The sequence below is a fragment of the Pseudomonas sp. B2M1-30 genome, assembly GCF_025447575.1.
Taxonomy (GTDB): Bacteria; Pseudomonadota; Gammaproteobacteria; order Pseudomonadales; family Pseudomonadaceae; genus Aquipseudomonas; species Aquipseudomonas botevensis.
In genome coordinates, this window is record NZ_JAOEJT010000016.1 from 1 (window position 1) to 17,810 (window position 17,810).

Below are 17,810 nucleotides of genomic sequence, written 5' to 3' on the forward strand. Positions count from 1 at the left end.
CTGCCGAAGGGGCCGGCACGGCAAGATCAAAAGCGGTACTCGAGCTAACGCTCATTGTGTTGAGTGGTGAGAAGCGGGTGTGGACGGCTTTTGCTTTTGCTTTTGTGGGAGTGGGCTTGTCCGCGAAGGCGGCTTTTGGGCCGACCTGGTTTTGCCGGGTGTACATATTCTTTTCGGCCACCTCGGTCAGTTCCCTCTTCCTCCGGGCGGTCCGACGTTTCGGGAGGGCTAGGGTGAGGGCTGCGATCTCAAGCCTGTCCAAAAACATCTGGGTCCGCGCGCACGCGCCGACGCACCATTCATGCGCATTTGTGCAGGCCTCCGCCAAACGCTCCTACACTGCTCTCTACGGCTTGTTTTCCAAGCCTCAGACAACCACCACTGAAGGAGTCTGTCCCATGCCTGATAAAACCTGTGACTGTCCGAAGTGTAATTGCAAGCTCGGTGAGCATCCCGTGGTGCGGCACGGCAAGCATTATTGCTGCGAGGCGTGTGCCAAGCATCATGAGCATGGCGAGGAGTGTTCGAGCAAGGGGTGCAAGTGCGCGCATTGAGTGTCGGTGCGTGTGAAAAAGAAGTGGAGTCTAGTCAGGCTCCACTTCCAGTTTCAGGCTGTCGTCGTCCAGTCGTTGGGTGTGGCGGACGGTGCCTTGCAGTTTCCGGCCTTCGACTTTGACGACAATGGTTTTGGCGTTTTCCAGGTCCTCCGGCAACGGTGCCGGAACCCGGAGGGCGAAGCGGTAGGGGTCGTTTTCGACGGGTTCCAGGCCGACCGGGCACTCCACGCTTTTGGTGATCCGGCCGAACAGGGTGTCGAGGCCGTAGTCCAGGTGTGCCGGGCTGTTGATGGTCGTCATGTGTGTTCCCCCGAATGAATGCCCGCCGTTGCCAGCAGCTTAGCTGGTCGGTCGCCAGGTGACGTTCTCCACGCCGAATTTCTCCGCCATCGGCTTGCTGGTCTTTTGCACTTTTTCCCGGCCGAAACGGGGGATCCGCCCCACGCCCGCGTCGCAGCTCGCCCAGTGCCAGGCCTCGGCGTTGTCCATTTTGTCCGAGCGGATAATGAACGATTTGGGCGCGCCGTGAAGGGTGTATTCGATGACAAACAGTTTTGCGTTGTTCATAAAGCCGGTCTTCCTCCCTGTGGTATTAGAGGGATCGCGGCGCTTGCGGAAAATTCATTCGGATTGTCCGACGGTCTCTCACATTGGCGATGGAACGGGCGGCTGGTTACCATGGCGTTTCCGTCAGCCCCGATGAATGCTTGCCATGGCCCTCGCTGCGCCTCCCGATCTGAGTGATACCGATGTGCCGGTGCAGCCGCTGGCGCGCACGTACCCGCGCGGGTTGTTCATCGAGCCCCATGAGCATGTCTGGGGGCAGTTGCTGTATGCGATGAGCGGGGTGATGTGGGTCGAGACGCCGCATGAGGCATTGGTGGTGCCGCCGCAGCGGGCGGTGTGGTTGCCGCCGGGAGTGCCCCACGGGATTCGGGTGGTGTCGGACTTGCAGATGCGCAATATCTACCTGCGCCCGGCGCTGGCGGCGACGCTGGATGCGCAGGTGCAGGTGATCGAAGTCGGCGGTTTGCTGCGTGAGTTGATCGTCGGGCTGGTGGAGCAGGGCGACAGTGGCGAGCCGGCGTACTACGAGGCGCTGGTGGGGCTGGCGTTGCTGGAGCTGAAGCGCGCCAGGCGTTCGCAGTTGAAGATCCCGTTGCCGGACGAGTCCGACCGGCGCCTGATGAATCTGTGCCAGGCGGTGATGGCCGCGCCGTCGCTGGAGATTCCTTTCGAGCAGCACGCGGAAAACGCCGGGGCCAGTGTGCGGACGCTGGCGCGGTTGTTCAAGGAAGGACTGGGCATGGGCTTCGCCGAATGGCGTCGGCAGGTGCAGCTGGCAACGGCAGCGGCGGAGTTGATCCAGGGCGTGGCGGTCAGCAGCATCGCCCGTGAGCTGGGTTACTCGCCGAGCAGTTTCAGCGACATGTTCCGCCGTGAGTTGGGCGTGGCGCCTTCGCAATACACCGCATGACACCGGCACACACGAACGCTGTGTGAGAGTTGGCCGAAATTCAGAAGTCCTTGGCCGATGCCTTCGGCCACGATTCCCTAGACTTTGCCCATTCCCTTCAAGCGGCGGAGTTTCCCCCCATGAATTACCTGATTTCGCTGGCCATCGGCCTGGGCGTCGGTCTGTTGTATGGCGCCCTGGATTTTCGTTCTCCCGCACCGCCGGCCATCGCGCTGGTCGGTCTGCTGGGCATGCTGGCCGGTGAGCAGTTGTGGCCGGTGGGGCGGCAACTGGTGGCGGGCTGGTTGTCCTGAATTTCTTTTTTCCTTCGGTGGAGATGTCCATGAAAGCGCTGCAATTCGATAAAACCGGTGATCTGTCCTCCCTGCGCTACGTCGAGGTGCCGACCCCGGTGCCGGCGGCGGATGAAGTGCTGGTGCAGATCAGGGCGGCCGGGCTCAATCCCAGCGACGTGAAAAACGTCCTCGGGCGTTTCCCTTACACCACGCTGCCCCGGATTCCCGGTCGGGATTTCGCCGGGGTGGTGGTGGAAGGGCCGCAGGCCCTGATCGGTCAGGAAGTGTGGGGCACCGGACGCGAGCTGGGTTTCTTCGCCGACGGCTCCCACGCGCAGTTCGTCAAACTGCCGGCCAATGGCGTGGCACCCAAACCGTCGCACTTGAGTTTTGCCCAGGCGGCGAGCCTCGGGGTTCCGTACACCACGGCGTGGGATGCGCTGGAGCGCAGTCTGGTGAACGGCGAAACCCGTTTGCTGGTGATCGGTGGCGGGGCGGTGGCGACGGCAGCGCTGGCCCTGGCGAAGGTACGCGGCGCGCAGTTGCTGGCGGCGGCGCGCCGGCCGGAGCAGGTCAGGGAGTTGCAGGCCCAGGGCTACCCGACGATTCAACTGGATAAGCCCGAAGAGCTGGGCGCGCAGGTCAACGCCGTGTATCAGGGCGGTGCCGATGTCATCTTCGACACCACCGGTTTCTGGCTGCCGGCCTCGGTCGCCGCACTGGCGACGTTCGGGCGGATCGCGATCATTGCGGCGCCGGTGGACGGCCATGTGCAATTGCCGGCGCTGGCTCTGTACCGCAAGGGCGGCTCGGTGGTCGGGATCAACTCGTTGCTGTACGGCGTCGAGGCGTGCGCGGCGATGCTGGAGCAGTTCGGCCGGTTCTTCGACGAAGACCTGCTGCCATTGCCGCAAGGGCTGGTGGAGGCGCCGTTGGCCGAAGGCCTGGCGCGGTATGCCGAGGTGAATCAGGGCGGCGGGGACAAGGTCATCCTCATCCCCTGATTTCAACAGCACCCCATAACCCCGTGGGAGCGGGCAAGCCCGCTCCCACTTGGGGCAGATCCAAATCCCGTTCAGAACTGATACCCGATCCCCGCGTAATACCCCCAGCCATTGGAGCGGGCGCGGAAATTGCCGTCGCCGAAGTTCAGCTCGCTGCCGTCCTCCCAGTTGCCGCCGTTGTGGAAGTAACGGCCCACCAGCGTGAAACGCAGGTGGGTGAAGGAGTAGAGCAGCACGTTGGTCGCCACCGTGGCATTGGCGGTGCGCGCCGGGTTGTCTTTGTGCAGGTCCGAGCCGAAATCGAAGTTGGTGAAACCGATGTAGGTCAGTGACGCGCCGTTGCTGAAACTGCTGATTGGCACGATGTACTTGAGCTGCGCGCGGTAGCCGTCCCAGGAGTATTCATTGCTGGCGCCATAGTTTTCCCACTGATAACGCCCGTACAGGTTGGCCGACAGATTCACCCGTGAGCGGGTGTCGATGTCCGTGCCGAAGCCGCTGTAGAGCGTGTTGGCGCGATTGGCGCTGTTGCTGCCGTGGTCGTAGATCCAGTCGAACGCCACATACCATTCCTTGAACGGACCGATGGCCAGGCTGCGGCCGGCGAGGTAGTCGATGGAGATGCGCGGCTCGTGTTCCATGAACACCGGTGAGCCGTGATCCCACACGCCTTTGTCGTGGCTGTTGCCAATGTTGAAGATTTTCGGAATGTCGATGTAGCCGTACAGCTCGAACGGGCCTTTGCGTCCGAAGTATTCGTATTCAAGGTAGATGTCATCAGCCGGTTGCGGGCCGAAGCTGATGTCCTTGCTGCCGATCAGGGTCAGGTCCTGGTTGTACCAGTCCGACAGGTACGCGCCTTTTTTCGGCGGGCTGGCCTCGGGGCTGAGGGTTTCGCCCTGGGCGGACTCGTCGGCGGGGGCGGGTTGCGCCAGGACGCCGTGGCTGAGAAATCCGGTAACGCCGGCCAGTAGCAAGGAAACAGCGACAGTGCGCACGCCATGAGGGCGGCGGCAGGAAGAAACGTGCATTCAAAGTCCTTTTTGCAGATCAAGGCCCGGATTTCCCTGGCCTGTACGGTTTTGTTACGAAAATGTCGGCATCAACACTGCGCAAACGTTTGCACAAGCCGTACCAATTTCTTCAAAGCGCTGAAAGTTCGATCTTTTTACGGATTTTTCTGACAGAGCGGTCATCTTCTTTTGCGTCTTTTGGAAGCGCACCTGTTCGCGAAGATACCGGTTCAGAAACATTGTGTTTCACGGCTGAAGCGCTTTTGCGAGCGACTCCGCTCCCACACCGAATCCCTGCGCAAGCCCATGAATCCGGGACTTGGATCCTTATTCCGGAATCTTCCTACACCAAAGTATTAATGCCATTTAACCAATGCCCCATTGCAGGGCGTCTACTAGCGTGTGTCGGGAATGACACGGTTTTGTGATGACCGTCGCAGTCTTGATTCGCGTGTGGAATAAGCGTTTCGGGTACACGCGCTCAAGGAAGAATTTGGCCACGACAAGGAGTAGCCCGTGCAAGCAAGGTCCGGTATTGCCCTCGTTTCGCGTTTTTCCCCTCTTTCCCTTGCTGTGCAACTGAGCATTGCCGGATTGCTGTTCGGCGGCGTGAGTGCGCCGGCGCAGGCCACCTGCTCCACGGCCGGGTCGATCGTGACCTGTACCGGCGTGCCAAGCCTGCCGCTGTTTCTCAACAACTTCACCAGCCCCAGCAACAACCTGACGGTCAACGTCAACAGCGGGGCGCAGATGAACGCGACCCTCGGCGGCAGGGTGCTGGACCTGACCGGGGTCAACGTCACCCTGAACAACTCCGGGACCATCGACCCGGCGCTGCTCGGCCTGGTGTCGGTGCTCAGCGGCGGTGCCTTTGTCGGCTCCGGGCTGACCAGCACGGTCAGCGTGCTCAACAATGCCAGCGGCATCATGCGCGGCACCGGGATGTTGCTCGGGCTGAACCTCACCAGTGTCGATGGCCTGGCACTCGGGGTGAATAACGCCGGCGGCGGCACCACCAGTATCACCAACAACGGCACCATTACCTCGACCGGGCTGTCGATCGGCGGCATCACCCTGGCGGATACGCCGGTGATCGGGGTATGGGGTGGTTCGCAAGTCAACCTGACCAACAGCAGCTCGGGGACGATCAACGGGCGTATTGCCTTCGAAACCTCGGCGGGCGGCAACACCTTCATCAACGCCGGCTCCATCACCGGCGGCGTGTCGATGGGCGCGAGCAGCGCCAACACCTTTACGGCGGTGACCGGGTCGAGCGTCAATGTGGGGGACGGGATTCAGGTGACGGTGGGCCTCGGTGGCCTGCTTAACGTCAACCTGACGTTTGCCCCGACCGGGAAAGTCGACGGCGGTGCCGGCGGCGTCAACAGCCTGGTGCTGCAAAACCCGCTGGGTATCGGCGGCGGCACGACGGGCGTAGGCACGGCGTCGAGCGCCACCTACATCAACTTCAACAACCTGGCCATCAACAGCGGTACTTGGACCTTGCAGGGGCCACTGGTCAGCGGCGCTACCACCATCAATGGTGGTCTGGCGCAGTTCAACGACAACGCCACCTTCGGCAGCGGCATCCTCACGGTCAACGGCGGGATCCTGCAGGCCAGCACCGGCGGGCTGACGCTGTCGAACCTGATCACCGTCGGCACCAATGGCCTGACGGTGCAGGGCGGTAACGACCTGACCCTGGGCAGCGTGCTGTCTGGTGTCGGCGGCCTGACCAAGACCGGTGCCGGGCAGTTGACCCTCAGCACCGCCAACACCTACGGCGGTGCCACTACGCTCAATGGCGGCACGGTGGCGTTGGGCAATAACCTGGCGTTGAGCAGCGGCGCGATCAACGTCACGGGCGCTTCGACGCTGTCGGCACCGGGCACCCTCAACCTGAGCAACGCCATCAGCCTTGGCGCTGGCCTGACCACTTCCGGTGCCGGGGCGCTGACCCTGTCCGGTCTGCTCACCGGCAGCAGCGGTCTGACCAAGACCGGCAGCGGCAGCCTGACCCTCAGCGGCGCCAACACCGGCTACAGCGGCACCACCGCGCTGAACGCCGGCACTTTGCTGGTCACCAACAACAATTCGCTGGGCAGCGGCGCGCTCAACACCGCCGCCGGCACCAGCCTGGACAGCACCGCCAACGTCAGCCTGAGCAACAACATCGGCATGACCGGCGCACTGAACGTGCTGGGCAGCAATGCCCTGACCCTGGCCGGCGTGCTGTCCGGCACCGGTTCGATCACCAAGAGCGGCACGGCCAGCCTGACCCTGACCGGCAACAACACCAACAGCGGTATCACCGCGCTCAACGCCGGCAGCCTGTTCGTCGGCAGCAACACGGCGCTCGGCACTGGCGCCTTGAACACCGCCGCCGGCACCACCCTGGATGCGACCGCTGCGGTGGCGCTGGCCAACGCCATCAACGTGGCCGCCAACCTGACCATCGGCGGCACGCAGGCGCTGACCCTCAACGGGGTCATCGCCGGCGCGGGGGGCCTGATCAAGAACGGCACCGCCGCCCTGACGCTGGGCAACACCAACACGTTCATCGGTAACACCGCGCTGAATGCCGGTACGCTGATCCTCGCCGCCAACAATGCGCTGGGCAGCGGCACCCTCAACACAGCGGCCGGTACGACGCTGGATGCCAGCACCGCCGTCAGCCTGAACAGCGCCATCGCGCTGGCCGGCAACCTGAACATCGGCGGCAGCGCCAACCTGACCCTCGGCGGCGTGATCAGCGGCAACGGCGGGTTGACCAAAAACGGCAGCGCCAACCTGATCCTCGGCAGCGCCAACAGCTTCCTCGCCGGCACCACCCTCAACGCTGGCACCCTGACCGTCGGCAATGCCGCTTCGCTCGGTGCGGGTGACCTCACCGTCGGCGGCGTGTCGACGCTGGACAGCAACGCGTCGATCACGCTGGCCAACAACGTTGTGCTCAACGACACCCTGCGCATCGGCGGCAGCAATGCGCTGACGCTGGGCGGCGTGGTCAGCGGCACCAATCAACTGGTGAAAAACGGCAGTGCCAACCTGAGCCTGACCGGCGCCAACACCTATCAGGGCGGCACCACCCTGAATGCCGGCACCCTCACCGTCGGCAACAACGCCGCGCTCGGCACCGGCCTGTTGTCGGTGGAAGGGGCGGGCAGCCTGGTCAGCAGCGGCAACGTCACGTTGAGCAATGCGATCAACCTCAATGCGACCCTCACCACCGGTGGCGTCAACCCGCTGACTCTGGGCGGCGTCATCAGCGGCGGCAGCGGCCTGATCAAGACCGGTGCGTCGACCCTGACCCTCAACGGCAGCAACACCTACAGCGGCACCACCGCGCTGAACGCCGGTTCGCTGATCGTCGGCTCCAACACCGCGCTCGGCACCGGCGTGTTGAACGCGGCCAACGGCACCACGCTGGATGCCGGGGCGGCGGTGTCGCTGGCGAACAACGTCAACGTCGCCGGCACCCTGACCGTCGGCGGCAGCAATGCCTTGACCCTTGGCGGCGTGGTCGCCGGGGTCGGCGGGCTGACCAAAAATGGCGCGGCCGACCTGACCCTCAACGGCGCCAACACCTACTTCGGCAACACCGCGTTGAACGCCGGCAAACTGATCGTCGGCAGCAACACCGCGCTCGGCAGCGGCACACTCAATGCCGCCGCCAACACCACGCTGGACAGCAACACCGCTGTCAGCCTCGGCAACGCGGTGAACCTGGCCGGTGCGCTGAACGTGGGAGGCACGGCCGACCTGACCCTGACCGGACTGGTCAATGGCGCCGGCAGCCTGGTGAAAAACGGCAGCGCCAATCTGATCCTCAACGCGGCCAACGGCTTCCTCGGCGGCACCACGCTGAACGCCGGCACGCTGACGGTCGGCAACAGTTCCGCGCTGGGTTCCGGGGCACTGACTGTCGGTGGCGCGGCGACGCTGGACAGCAATTCGCCGCTGGTCAATCTGACCAACAACGTCGCGCTCAATGCGGCGCTGACCGTTGGCGGCACGCAGAATCTCGTCCTCGGCGGCGTGATCAGCGGTACGGGCGCGCTGGTGAAAAACGGGGCGTTCGAGCTGACCCTCAACGGCGTCAACACCTTCCAGGGCGGCACTACGCTCAACGCCGGCACGCTGACCCTCGGCACCTCCAGCGCACTGGGCAGCGGCGGGCTGACCGTCGGCGGCGCGGCAACCCTGGACAACAGTTCGGCGTTCAGCCTCGGCAACAACGTCACGCTCAACGCCGGGCTGACCCTGGCCGGTAACAACGACCTGACGTTCGGCGGGGTGATCGACGGCGCCGGCAGCCTGATCAAAAACGGTCTGGCGGACCTGACCCTGTCGGGCAGCAACACCTTCACCGGGGCGCTGAACATCGTCTCCGGCAGCGTCACCACGCTCAACACCAATGCGCTGGGCAACACCTCCGGGGTCAATATCGGCGCGGGTGCCGGGCTCAACCTTGGCAGCAGCGCCAGTCTTGCGGCATTGACCGGCAGCGGCAGTGTGCAGACCGGCGTCGGCACCACGCTGACCGTGGGCGGCGTCAGCAGCACCAGCACGTTCGACGGCGATATCAGTGGCGGCGGCGGTCTGACCAAGGTCGGCACCGGCGCCCTCAACCTCACCGGGATCAGCGGCCTGACCGGCAACACCACGGTCAACGGCGGCACCCTGAACCTCAGTGGTTCGCTGGCCAGCACTCAGGTCAACATCAACAGCGGCGGCAGCGTGACCGGTTCCGGATCGATGCTCGGCACCCTGAACGTCAACACTGGCGGCACGCTGGCACTGGCCTCGGGCAGCAATCTGTCCGCCGGTTCACTGGTGCTGGGCGCGGGCAGCAATGTCGATGTGCAGCTTGGCGCGCCGTCCACCACGTCGCTGATGAACGTCGGCGGCAACCTGACCCTCAACGGCAATCTCAATGTCACTGATGCCGGTGGTTTCGGCGTCGGTGTCTATCGTCTGTTCAACTACACCGGTGCGCTGACCGATCTGGGCCTGGATGTCGCCAGCGTGCCGGTCGGTTTCGGCCTCGGTGATCTGGTGGTACAGACCGGGGTCGCCAATCAGATCAACATTCAAGTCTCGGCACCGAACGTCAACATCCGCTACTGGGACGGCAGCCAGACTGTCGCGAACGGTTCGGTGGATGGCGGCACGGGCAACTGGACCGCCGTCGGCACCAACTGGACTAACGCCAACGGCACGCTGAACCAGACCTGGGCCGGCGACTTCGCGGTGTTCCAGGGCACGGCCGGCACCGTGACGGTGGACGGTACGCAGCTGTTCACCGGCCTGCAGTTCATGGTCGATGGCTACAACCTGGTCAACGGTACGGCGGGGTTGCTGACGGCGGTAAACGGCACCGGTGGCACCACGGCGGTGCGGGTCGATCCGGGCGTGACCGCGACCATCGGCGTCAATATCGATGGCAGCGGCATTCTCAACAAACTCGACACCGGCACCCTGGTGCTCAACGGCGCCAACAGCTACAGCGGCGGCACCGCGCTGGACGGTGGCAAAATCGTCGTCGGCAGCAACACCGCGCTGGGCGGCGGTCAACTGACCGCCAATGCCGGCACGCAACTGGACAGCAATACCGCCGTCATCCTGAACAACGCGGTGGCGCTCAACGGCAATCTCACCGTGGTCGGCAGCAATGCGCTGACCCTTAACGGGGTGGTTGGCGGCACCGGTGGCCTGATCAAAAACGGCACCGCGAACCTGACTCTCGGCGGCAACAACTCGTTCATCGGTCCGGTGGCGCTGAATGCCGGCGGACTGATCCTGGCGTCGAACTCCGCGCTGGGTTCGGCCACGCTGAACGCAGCGAACGGCACCACACTGGACGCCAGCGCCGCCGTGAGCGCCGGCAACACGATCAACCTTGCGGGCAACCTCGGGATTGTCGGCAGCAATGGGCTGACCCTCGACGGCACGATCAGCGGCGCCGGCAGCCTGACCAAGAACGGTGCGGCCAACCTGACTCTCAACGGCAGCAACAACTTCCTTGGCGGCGTGACCCTGAATGCCGGCACCCTGACCGCCGGCAGCAACACCGCCATCGGCCTGGGTAATCTCACCGTGGGCGGCGCCTCGACACTGGACAGCAACAGCGCGCTGACCCTGGCCAACAACGTCGTGCTCAACGCCAACCTGACCAATGCCGGCAGCAGCGACCTGACCCTCGGCGGTATTGTCAGCGGCGCCGGTGGGCTGGTGAAAAACGGCGCATCAAACCTGACCCTCAATGGCGCCACTACTTACAGCGGCGGCACCACGCTGAACGCCGGCACCGTGACTGTCGGTTCTTCGGGCGCATTGGGCAGTGGTGTTTTGAATGCGGCAGGGGATTCGACCCTCGACAACAGCACGCCTCTGGTGCTGGCCAACGACGTCACCGTCAGTGCCAACCTGACGGTCGCCGGCAACAACAATCTGACGCTGGGCGGGGTGATCGGCGGGACCGGTACGCTGACCAAAAATGGCCTGTCGGATCTGACCCTTTCCGGCACCAACACCTTCAGCGGTGGCTTCGATGTGGCAAGCGGCAGCCTGACTACGCTCAGCAGTGGCGCGCTGGGCAACGGTGCCGGGGTCAATCTCGGAGTAGGGGCGGCGCTCAACCTCGGTGCTTCGGCAACCATCGACAGACTGACCGGCAACGGCACCGCAACCGTCGGTGCCAGCGATACCCTGAGCATTGGCAATAACACCTTGAGCAATGCTTACTACGGCGTCATCAGCGGCAGCGGCAGTTTGACCAAGCTCGGTAGCAACACGTTGACCCTCGCCGGACTCAACACCATCAGCGGCGACACCAACGTCAACGCCGGCACCTTGCTGGTCAACGGCTCGCTGGACAGCGCCAACGTGCTGGTCAACAGCGGCGGCACCCTCGGCGGCAACGGCAGCCTGACCGGCGCGGTGAGCGTGGCCGATGGCGGTCATCTGGCGCTGTCCACCGGCAACGCGCTGTCGGTGAATTCGCTGGTACTCAACGCCAACTCCAATCTGGATGTCGGCCTCGGCGCACCGGTTTCCGGTGGCGGCAGCGCGCTGCTCAATGTCGGCGGCAATCTGACCCTCGACGGCACCCTCAATGTCAGTGACATCGGCGGGTTCGGCAGCGGTGTCTACCGGATCATCAACTACACCGGCGGCCTGACCGACAACGGCCTGTTGATCGGCAGCGTGCCGGGCAGCGTGACGCCGGGCGATCTGCAACTGCAAACCAACATCGGCAACCAGATCAACCTGCTGGTCACCGCGCCGGGCGTCACTGTGCAGTTCTGGGACGGCAGCCAGCTCGCGCCTAACGGCTCGATCGACGGCGGCAGCGGCACCTGGGGCGGCAGCAACACCAACTGGACCAACGTCGATGGCACGCTGAACCAGACCTGGGCCAACAGCTTCGCGGTGTTCCAGGGCACGGCCGGCACCGTGACCGTCAACGGCACGCAAAACATCACCGGACTGCAATTCGTCACCGATGGCTACAGCCTGCAGAACGGCACGGCGGGGGCGCTGAATCTGGTCAACGGCTCACTGGGCAACGCCACCGTGCGGGTCGACCCGAACGTCACGGCCACCCTCGGCGTGGCGCTCAACGGCAGCGGTATCCTCGGCAAGTACGACGCCGGCACCCTGGTGCTCAACGCCGCCAACGGCTACACCGGCGGCACTGCGCTCAACGGCGGCAAACTGGTGGTCGGCAACGACGCAGCCCTCGGCACCGGTGTGTTGACCGCTGCCAACGGCACTGCGCTCGACAGCAACAGCGCCGTCAGCCTCGCCAACGCCGTGGTGCTCAACGGCGGCCTGACTGTCGCCGGCAGCAACGCCCTGACCCTGGGCGGTGTGGTCAGCGGCAGTGGCAGCCTGATCAAGACGGGCGCTTCGAGCCTGACCCTCAATGGCAACAACACCTACAGCGGCGGCACCCAGCTCTCCGGAGGTTCGCTGATTCTGGGCAACAACAGCGCGATCAGCAGCGGTGCGCTGAGCGTGCTTGGCAACGCCACGCTCGACAGCACCTCCGCGCTGCAACTGGCGAACGCGATCAACCTTGGCGCGCAACTGACCCTCGCCGGCAACCAGGACGCCACGCTGATCGGTGCCATTACCGGCAACGGCAGTCTGCTGAAAAACGGCAGTGCGAATCTCGTGCTCAGCGGTGCCAACAGCTACAGCGGTGGCACTACGTTGAACGGCGGCAGCACCCGTGGTGACACCAGCAGCCTGCAAGGGGCGATCGTCAACAACGCGGCGCTGACCTTCGAACAGAACGCCGATGGCAGTTACACCGGCAACCTCACCGGCACTGGCACGCTGAACAAAACCGGCACCGGGCAATTGCTCCTGACTGGCAATAACAGCTTCACCGGCAACACGTCGGTGCAGGCCGGCACGCTGCGGGTCAATGGCGTGCTCGACAGCGCCACTGTCAACGTCGCCAGCGGGGCGAAGATCGGCGGCAGCGGCAATCTCGCCGGGGCGGTGCAACTGGCGAGTGGCGCGACATTGCTCGGTGGCGGCGGCGCGACGCCGTTGTCGGTCGGTTCGCTGGCGCTGTCCTCGGGGACCAACCTGGACTTCAGTCTCGGTTCGGCGGCCAGTTCCACCACCGTGGTCAGCGTCGCCGGCAACCTGACCCTCGACGGCACTCTGAACATCGCCAATGCGGGCGGCTTCGGCACCGGGGTCTATCAACTGTTCAGTTACGGCGGCACCCTGACCGACAACGGTCTGGTGTACGGCAGCCTGCCGGTTTCGGCGGCCAACCTGACCTTGCAGACCGCCATCGCCAACCAGATCAACCTGCTGGTGCAAGGCACCCCGGGCGAGGTGCAGTTCTGGAACGGCGGCAAGACCAATCCTGACGGCAGCATCGGCGGCGGCAGCGGCGTGTGGGGGCCAGGCACCAACTGGACCGACCCGACCGGCACCCAGGCACAGGGCTCGAGCGGTCAGTTCGCGGTGTTTGGCGGGCAGGGCGGGACGGTCAGCGTGGTCGGCAACCAGCACTTCACCGGGTTGCAGTTCCTGGCGAGCGGCTACAGTCTGACGCCAGGTGCGGGCGGCACGCTGACCCCGGTCAACGGCCCGGATGGCAGCCTCGCGCCCGTGCGGGTGAATGCCGGGGCAAGCACGGAAATCGGTGTGCCGCTGGTGGGCAGTGGCGGTATCGAGAAACTCGACTCCGGCACCTTGATTCTCAGCGGCGCCAACACCTACAGCGGTGGCACCACGGTCAGCGGCGGTACGCTGGTCGGTAACACCACCAGTCTGCAAGGCAACATCCTCAACAACGCGGCGCTGGTGTTCCAGCAGAACGTCGACGGTCGGTTCAACGGTCGCCTCAGCGGGACTGGTGCGATTGCCAAGCAGGGCACCGGTACGTTGTTGCTGACGGGCGATCAACCGTTCAGTGGCACGGTGTCGGTGGATCAAGGCGTGCTGCAAGTCGGCAGTCGCGCCGCGCGGGCTTCGCTGGGCGGGCAAGTCACCGTCGCCAACGGCGCGGGGCTGAGCGGCAATGGCAGCGTCGGCTCGCTGGTCAACCATGGGGTGGTGCAATCCGGGGCCGAGGCCGGCACCCTGAGTGTCAGCGGCAACCTGACCAACGCCGCCGATGGGGTGCTGGCGCTGACGGTCAGTTCGCCAACCGCCACGCCGCTGGTGGTCGGTGGCACGGCAGCCCTGAGTGGCGGCTTGCAGGTCAACAGCCTGGCACCGTTCACCGGCAACTCGGTGTATTCGCTGATTACCGCTGGTGGTGGTGTGACCGGCACCTTCAGCGCAGCGGATCTGCCGCAATACGCGTTCCTCAGTACGGCGCTGGTGTATGACGCCAACGCGGTGAATCTGCAGGTCAGCCGCAACAACACCTCGTTCACCGACGTCGCCGCCACCGGCAACCAGTTCAGCGCTGCGTCGGCGTTGTCGCGCAATGGCGCGGCGGGTGCTGCGTTGCTCAATGAAGTCGTCAACCTCAGCGTGGCCGGCGCACGGAGTGCCTTCGACAACCTGTCGGGGGAAATCCACGCCAGCACCGCCAGTGCGATGCTCGAGGACTCGCGCTATGTGCGTGACGCGGTCAACGACCGTATGCGGCAGCCATCGTGCAGTGCGGCGGACGATCCTCGTCGGGCGCTGGCGCCAAGTGACAACCAACTGAGCAGCAACGGTTGCCACGGCGAAATGGTCGGCTGGATCCGCGCACTGGGCGCCTGGGGCGATTCGGACGGCGACAGCAACAGTGCACAGATGGATCGCAGCCTCGGCGGCTTCATGCTCGGCACCGACAAACAACTGGACGATCAGTGGCGCGCAGGGATGGCCGCCGGTTACACCCGCAGCAACCTGAACGCTCATGATCGCAACTCGGACGCCACCGTCGACAGCTACCACCTGGCGGGCTACCTCAACTCGCAATTCGACGCGCTGGCCGTGCGTCTGGGGGCGGCTTACAGCTGGCACAGCATCGAAACCAAACGTGACGTCAACGTCGGCGCCTACAACGACCGGTTGAAGGCCGATTACGACGCTCGCAGCGCGCAGGTGTTCGGTGAAGTCGGTTATGCCATCAATGCCGGCGGCGTGGCGCTGGAACCCTACGCCGGGCTGGCCTACGTCAACTACGACACCGACACCGCCAAGGAAAAGGGCGGGGCAGGGCGCCTGAAGGCCGATGCCGATCAGGACATTACCTTTTCGACCCTGGGCCTGCGTGTCGGCAAGCTCATCACCCTGGCCAACGGCAGCCAACTCACCCCGCGCGGGGCGATCGGCTGGCGGCATGCCTTCGGTGACACCAAGCCTGACGCCGACCTGACCTTCATCAATGGCGGCGCCTCGTTCAGCACCCAGGGTGTGCCGATTGCCAAGGACAGCGCCATCGTCGAGGCCGGCGTGGACTTCCAGATCAGCCCGGCCGGCAAACTCGGCATCGGCTACTCGGGGCAACTGTCGAGCCAGAGCAACGACCATGCGATGACCATCAGCTTCAGCCTTGGGTTCTGAACGGGAGCGAAGCGTTTTGACCGCCCGCGAGGGCGGTTTTTTTTGCGTGTCACATGAACAGTTGCTCACCCTCTCCGGGGGAGAGAGGAATGATCGCGGGTTGCTGGGGCGCTGGCCACTCGATTGCGCAGCAAACCGCGAGCCTGTCCCCAAAGCCCCCCTCTGCTAGAATCCGCCCCATTCCCTGCCAGAGACTCTCCCATGAGCGAGCCGATTCGTCTGACCCAATACAGCCATGGCGCCGGTTGCGGCTGCAAGATTTCTCCCCAGGTGCTGGAGGTGATCCTGGCCGGCAGCGGCGCGCAGAATCTCGATCCGAAACTGTGGGTCGGCAACGCCTCGCGCGATGACGCGGCGGTGTATGAAATCGATGCCGAGCGCGGCGTGGTCTCAACCACTGACTTCTTCATGCCGATTGTCGACGACCCGTTCGACTTCGGCCGCATCGCCGCAACCAACGCGATCAGCGATATCTACGCCATGGGCGGCGATCCATTGATGGCGATTGCGATCCTCGGCTGGCCGGTGAACGTGCTGGCGCCGGAAGTGGCCCGGGAAGTGATTCGTGGTGGCCGCGCGGTGTGTGACGCGGCGGGTATCCCCCTGGCCGGCGGGCATTCGATCGATGCGCCGGAGCCGATCTTCGGCCTGGCCGTCACCGGTCTGGTGGAAAAACGCCACATGAAGCGCAACGACACCGCCACCGCCGGTTGCCTGCTGTACCTGACCAAACCCCTGGGCATCGGCATCCTTACCACGGCGGAGAAAAAGGGCAAATTGCGCACCGCCGATGTCGGCGTGGCCCGTGACTGGATGTGTACCCTGAACAAACCCGGCAGCCGCTTCGGCAAACTCGCCGGGGTGACCGCCATGACCGACGTCACCGGTTTCGGTCTGCTCGGGCATCTGGTGGAAATGGCCGACGGCAGCCACCTGACCGCGCGCATCGCCTATGACCGGGTGCCGCGTCTGGCGAGCGTCGAGTATTACCTCGAACAGGGCTGCGTGCCCGGCGGCACCTTGCGCAACTTCGACAGCTATTCGAGCAAGCTGGGGCGCCTGCAGGAACTGCACAAACGTGTGTTGTGCGATCCGCAGACCAGCGGCGGCCTGCTGATTGCCGTGACCCCTGAGGGTGACGCCGAATTCCTCGCCGTGGCGGCGGAACTGGGCCTGGACCTGGCGCCGATCGGCGAACTGGTCGAGCGACAGAGCAACGCGGTCGAGGTGATTTGATGTCCGTCGATTTCACCGATTACCGCGACATTTTTCTCAACGACCGGCCGCTGATGGATGCCCGCGCGCCGATCGAGTTTCACAAGGGCGCGTTCCCCGGCGTGGTCAACCTGCCGCTGATGAACGACATCGAGCGCCAGCGCATCGGCACCTGCTACAAGCAGCACGGGCAGCAGGCGGCGATCGAGTTGGGCCATCAATTGGTGTCCGGCGCGGTCAAGGCCGGGCGCATCCAGGCCTGGGCCGATTTCGCCCGGGCGCATCCCGATGGTTATTTGTATTGCTTTCGTGGCGGTCTGCGCTCGCAGATCACCCAGCAGTGGCTGCGCGACGAAGCCGGCATCGACTACCCGCGTATCGGCGGCGGCTACAAGGCGATGCGCAGCTTTCTGATCGACACCCTCGACGATGCCGTGGCCCAGTGCGATTTCGTGCTGCTGGGCGGCATGACCGGCACCGGCAAGACCGAGGCGCTGGTGCAGTTGCGCAACGGCCTGGATCTGGAAGGCCATGCCAATCACCGGGGTTCGAGCTTCGGCAAGCGCGCCACCGGGCAGCCGTCGAACATCGATTTCGAGAACCGTCTGGCCATCGACATCCTCAAGAAACGAGCGACCGGCATCGAGCAATTCGTGCTGGAGGACGAGAGCCGGGTGGTTGGCAGTTGCGCGCTGCCGTTGCCGCTGTATCAGGGTATGCAGCAGTACCCGATGGTCTGGCTGGAGGACAGCTTTGAACATCGGGTGGAGCGGATCCTGCGTGATTACGTGGTGGACCTGTCGGCGGAGTTTTGCGCCGTGCACGGCGAGGCCGGTTTTGCCTTGTTTGGCGAGCGTCTGCTGGCGAGCCTGAACAATGTGCAGAAACGCCTCGGCGGCGAGCGCCACCGACGGATACTGGTGTTGATGGAAGAGGCGTTGGCCGAACAGGGCCGCACGGGCGCGGTGGACCTGCACCGGGGCTGGATCGAGGGACTGCTGGGCGAGTATTACGATCCGATGTATGTGTTCCAGCGCGAGAAGAAGGGCGCGCGGATCGAATTTGCCGGGGAGCGGGAGGCGGTGATCGAGTATCTGCGGCAGCGGGTGAATCAGAAGGGTTGAGGGGGACTTCCCTGGCCCCTTCGCGGGCAAGCCCACTCCCAAAGGGGTCGGCATGCGCAGGCTCAATGTGGGAGCCACTGTCTTGCTTGTTCCTGCCATTCGGCT

General features: G+C 64.5%; 11 protein-coding genes. 7 read left to right on the forward strand and 4 right to left on the reverse strand.

Annotated elements, in window-relative coordinates; translation table 11 throughout:
• Positions 1-181 (reverse strand): hypothetical protein (locus N8H74_RS24815; RefSeq protein ID WP_262151230.1); only part of this gene is annotated, 181 nt, incomplete at its 3' end.
• A gap of 217 nt (positions 182-398) precedes the next feature.
• Between N8H74_RS24815 and N8H74_RS24820 the strand changes: the two genes are divergently transcribed.
• Positions 399-554, forward strand: a complete 156-nt coding sequence (locus N8H74_RS24820; RefSeq protein ID WP_217831671.1) for a metallothionein — start codon at positions 399-401, stop codon at positions 552-554.
• A gap of 30 nt (positions 555-584) precedes the next feature.
• On the opposite strand, the gene N8H74_RS24825 is transcribed toward N8H74_RS24820, so the two are convergent.
• A complete protein-coding gene (locus N8H74_RS24825; RefSeq protein ID WP_217831672.1) occupies positions 585-857 on the reverse strand; it encodes a hypothetical protein in 273 nt (90 codons plus the stop codon).
• 39 nt (positions 858-896) lie between these two features.
• Positions 897-1,124 carry a DUF6555 family protein gene (locus N8H74_RS24830; RefSeq protein WP_217831673.1) on the reverse strand — a complete coding sequence of 76 codons (228 nt, stop codon included), beginning with the start codon at positions 1,122-1,124 and terminating at the stop codon, positions 897-899.
• A 136-nt stretch (positions 1,125-1,260) separates the two neighbouring features.
• Between N8H74_RS24830 and N8H74_RS24835 the strand changes: the two genes are divergently transcribed.
• From N8H74_RS24835 to N8H74_RS24845, 3 genes are all read left to right on the forward strand, one after another.
• Positions 1,261-2,034: a helix-turn-helix transcriptional regulator gene (locus N8H74_RS24835; protein WP_262151052.1), complete on the forward strand. Its 774-nt coding sequence runs from the start codon at positions 1,261-1,263 to the stop codon at positions 2,032-2,034.
• 119 nt (positions 2,035-2,153) lie between these two features.
• Positions 2,154-2,327: a DUF1427 family protein gene (locus N8H74_RS24840; protein WP_186533475.1), complete on the forward strand. Its 174-nt coding sequence runs from the start codon at positions 2,154-2,156 to the stop codon at positions 2,325-2,327.
• Positions 2,328-2,356: 29 nt separating this feature from the next.
• On the forward strand, positions 2,357-3,313 hold the full coding sequence (locus tag N8H74_RS24845; RefSeq protein WP_262151055.1) for a zinc-binding alcohol dehydrogenase family protein: 957 nt from the start codon (positions 2,357-2,359) through the stop codon (positions 3,311-3,313).
• A gap of 71 nt (positions 3,314-3,384) precedes the next feature.
• Here N8H74_RS24845 and N8H74_RS24850 read toward each other — a convergent pair whose 3' ends face one another.
• A complete protein-coding gene (locus N8H74_RS24850) occupies positions 3,385-4,344 on the reverse strand; it encodes a nucleoside-specific channel-forming protein Tsx (RefSeq protein WP_262151057.1) in 960 nt (319 codons plus the stop codon).
• A gap of 498 nt (positions 4,345-4,842) precedes the next feature.
• On the opposite strand from N8H74_RS24850, the gene N8H74_RS24855 reads away from it, so the two are divergent.
• The 3 genes from N8H74_RS24855 (at position 4,843) to mnmH (ending at position 17,705) form a co-directional block, all read left to right on the forward strand.
• Positions 4,843-15,366, forward strand: coding sequence for an autotransporter-associated beta strand repeat-containing protein (locus N8H74_RS24855; RefSeq protein ID WP_262151060.1), 10,524 nt, complete (start codon positions 4,843-4,845; stop codon positions 15,364-15,366).
• A gap of 201 nt (positions 15,367-15,567) precedes the next feature.
• Positions 15,568-16,602, forward strand: a complete 1,035-nt coding sequence (selD, locus tag N8H74_RS24860; RefSeq protein WP_262151062.1) for a selenide, water dikinase SelD — start codon at positions 15,568-15,570, stop codon at positions 16,600-16,602.
• A complete protein-coding gene (mnmH, locus tag N8H74_RS24865; RefSeq protein ID WP_262151064.1) occupies positions 16,602-17,705 on the forward strand; it encodes a tRNA 2-selenouridine(34) synthase MnmH in 1,104 nt (367 codons plus the stop codon). The genes selD and mnmH overlap by 1 nt, the downstream gene beginning before the upstream one ends.
• Positions 17,706-17,810 lie beyond the last annotated feature (105 nt).

What these genes read in the sequence shown, in the direction of transcription:
- N8H74_RS24850 (WP_262151057.1), bottom strand. Translation starts at nt 4,344, where the DNA reads ATGCACGTTTCTTCCTGCCGCCGCCCTCATGGCGTGCGCACTGTCGCT.
- N8H74_RS24820 (WP_217831671.1), top strand. Translation starts at nt 399, where the DNA reads ATGCCTGATAAAACCTGTGACTGTCCGAAGTGTAATTGCAAGCTCGGT.
- N8H74_RS24845 (WP_262151055.1), top strand. Translation starts at nt 2,357, where the DNA reads ATGAAAGCGCTGCAATTCGATAAAACCGGTGATCTGTCCTCCCTGCGC.
- N8H74_RS24825 (WP_217831672.1), bottom strand. Translation starts at nt 857, where the DNA reads ATGACGACCATCAACAGCCCGGCACACCTGGACTACGGCCTCGACACC.
- N8H74_RS24830 (WP_217831673.1), bottom strand. Translation starts at nt 1,124, where the DNA reads ATGAACAACGCAAAACTGTTTGTCATCGAATACACCCTTCACGGCGCG.
- N8H74_RS24840 (WP_186533475.1), top strand. Translation starts at nt 2,154, where the DNA reads ATGAATTACCTGATTTCGCTGGCCATCGGCCTGGGCGTCGGTCTGTTG.
- mnmH (WP_262151064.1), top strand. Translation starts at nt 16,602, where the DNA reads ATGTCCGTCGATTTCACCGATTACCGCGACATTTTTCTCAACGACCGG.
- selD (WP_262151062.1), top strand. Translation starts at nt 15,568, where the DNA reads ATGAGCGAGCCGATTCGTCTGACCCAATACAGCCATGGCGCCGGTTGC.
- N8H74_RS24835 (WP_262151052.1), top strand. Translation starts at nt 1,261, where the DNA reads ATGCTTGCCATGGCCCTCGCTGCGCCTCCCGATCTGAGTGATACCGAT.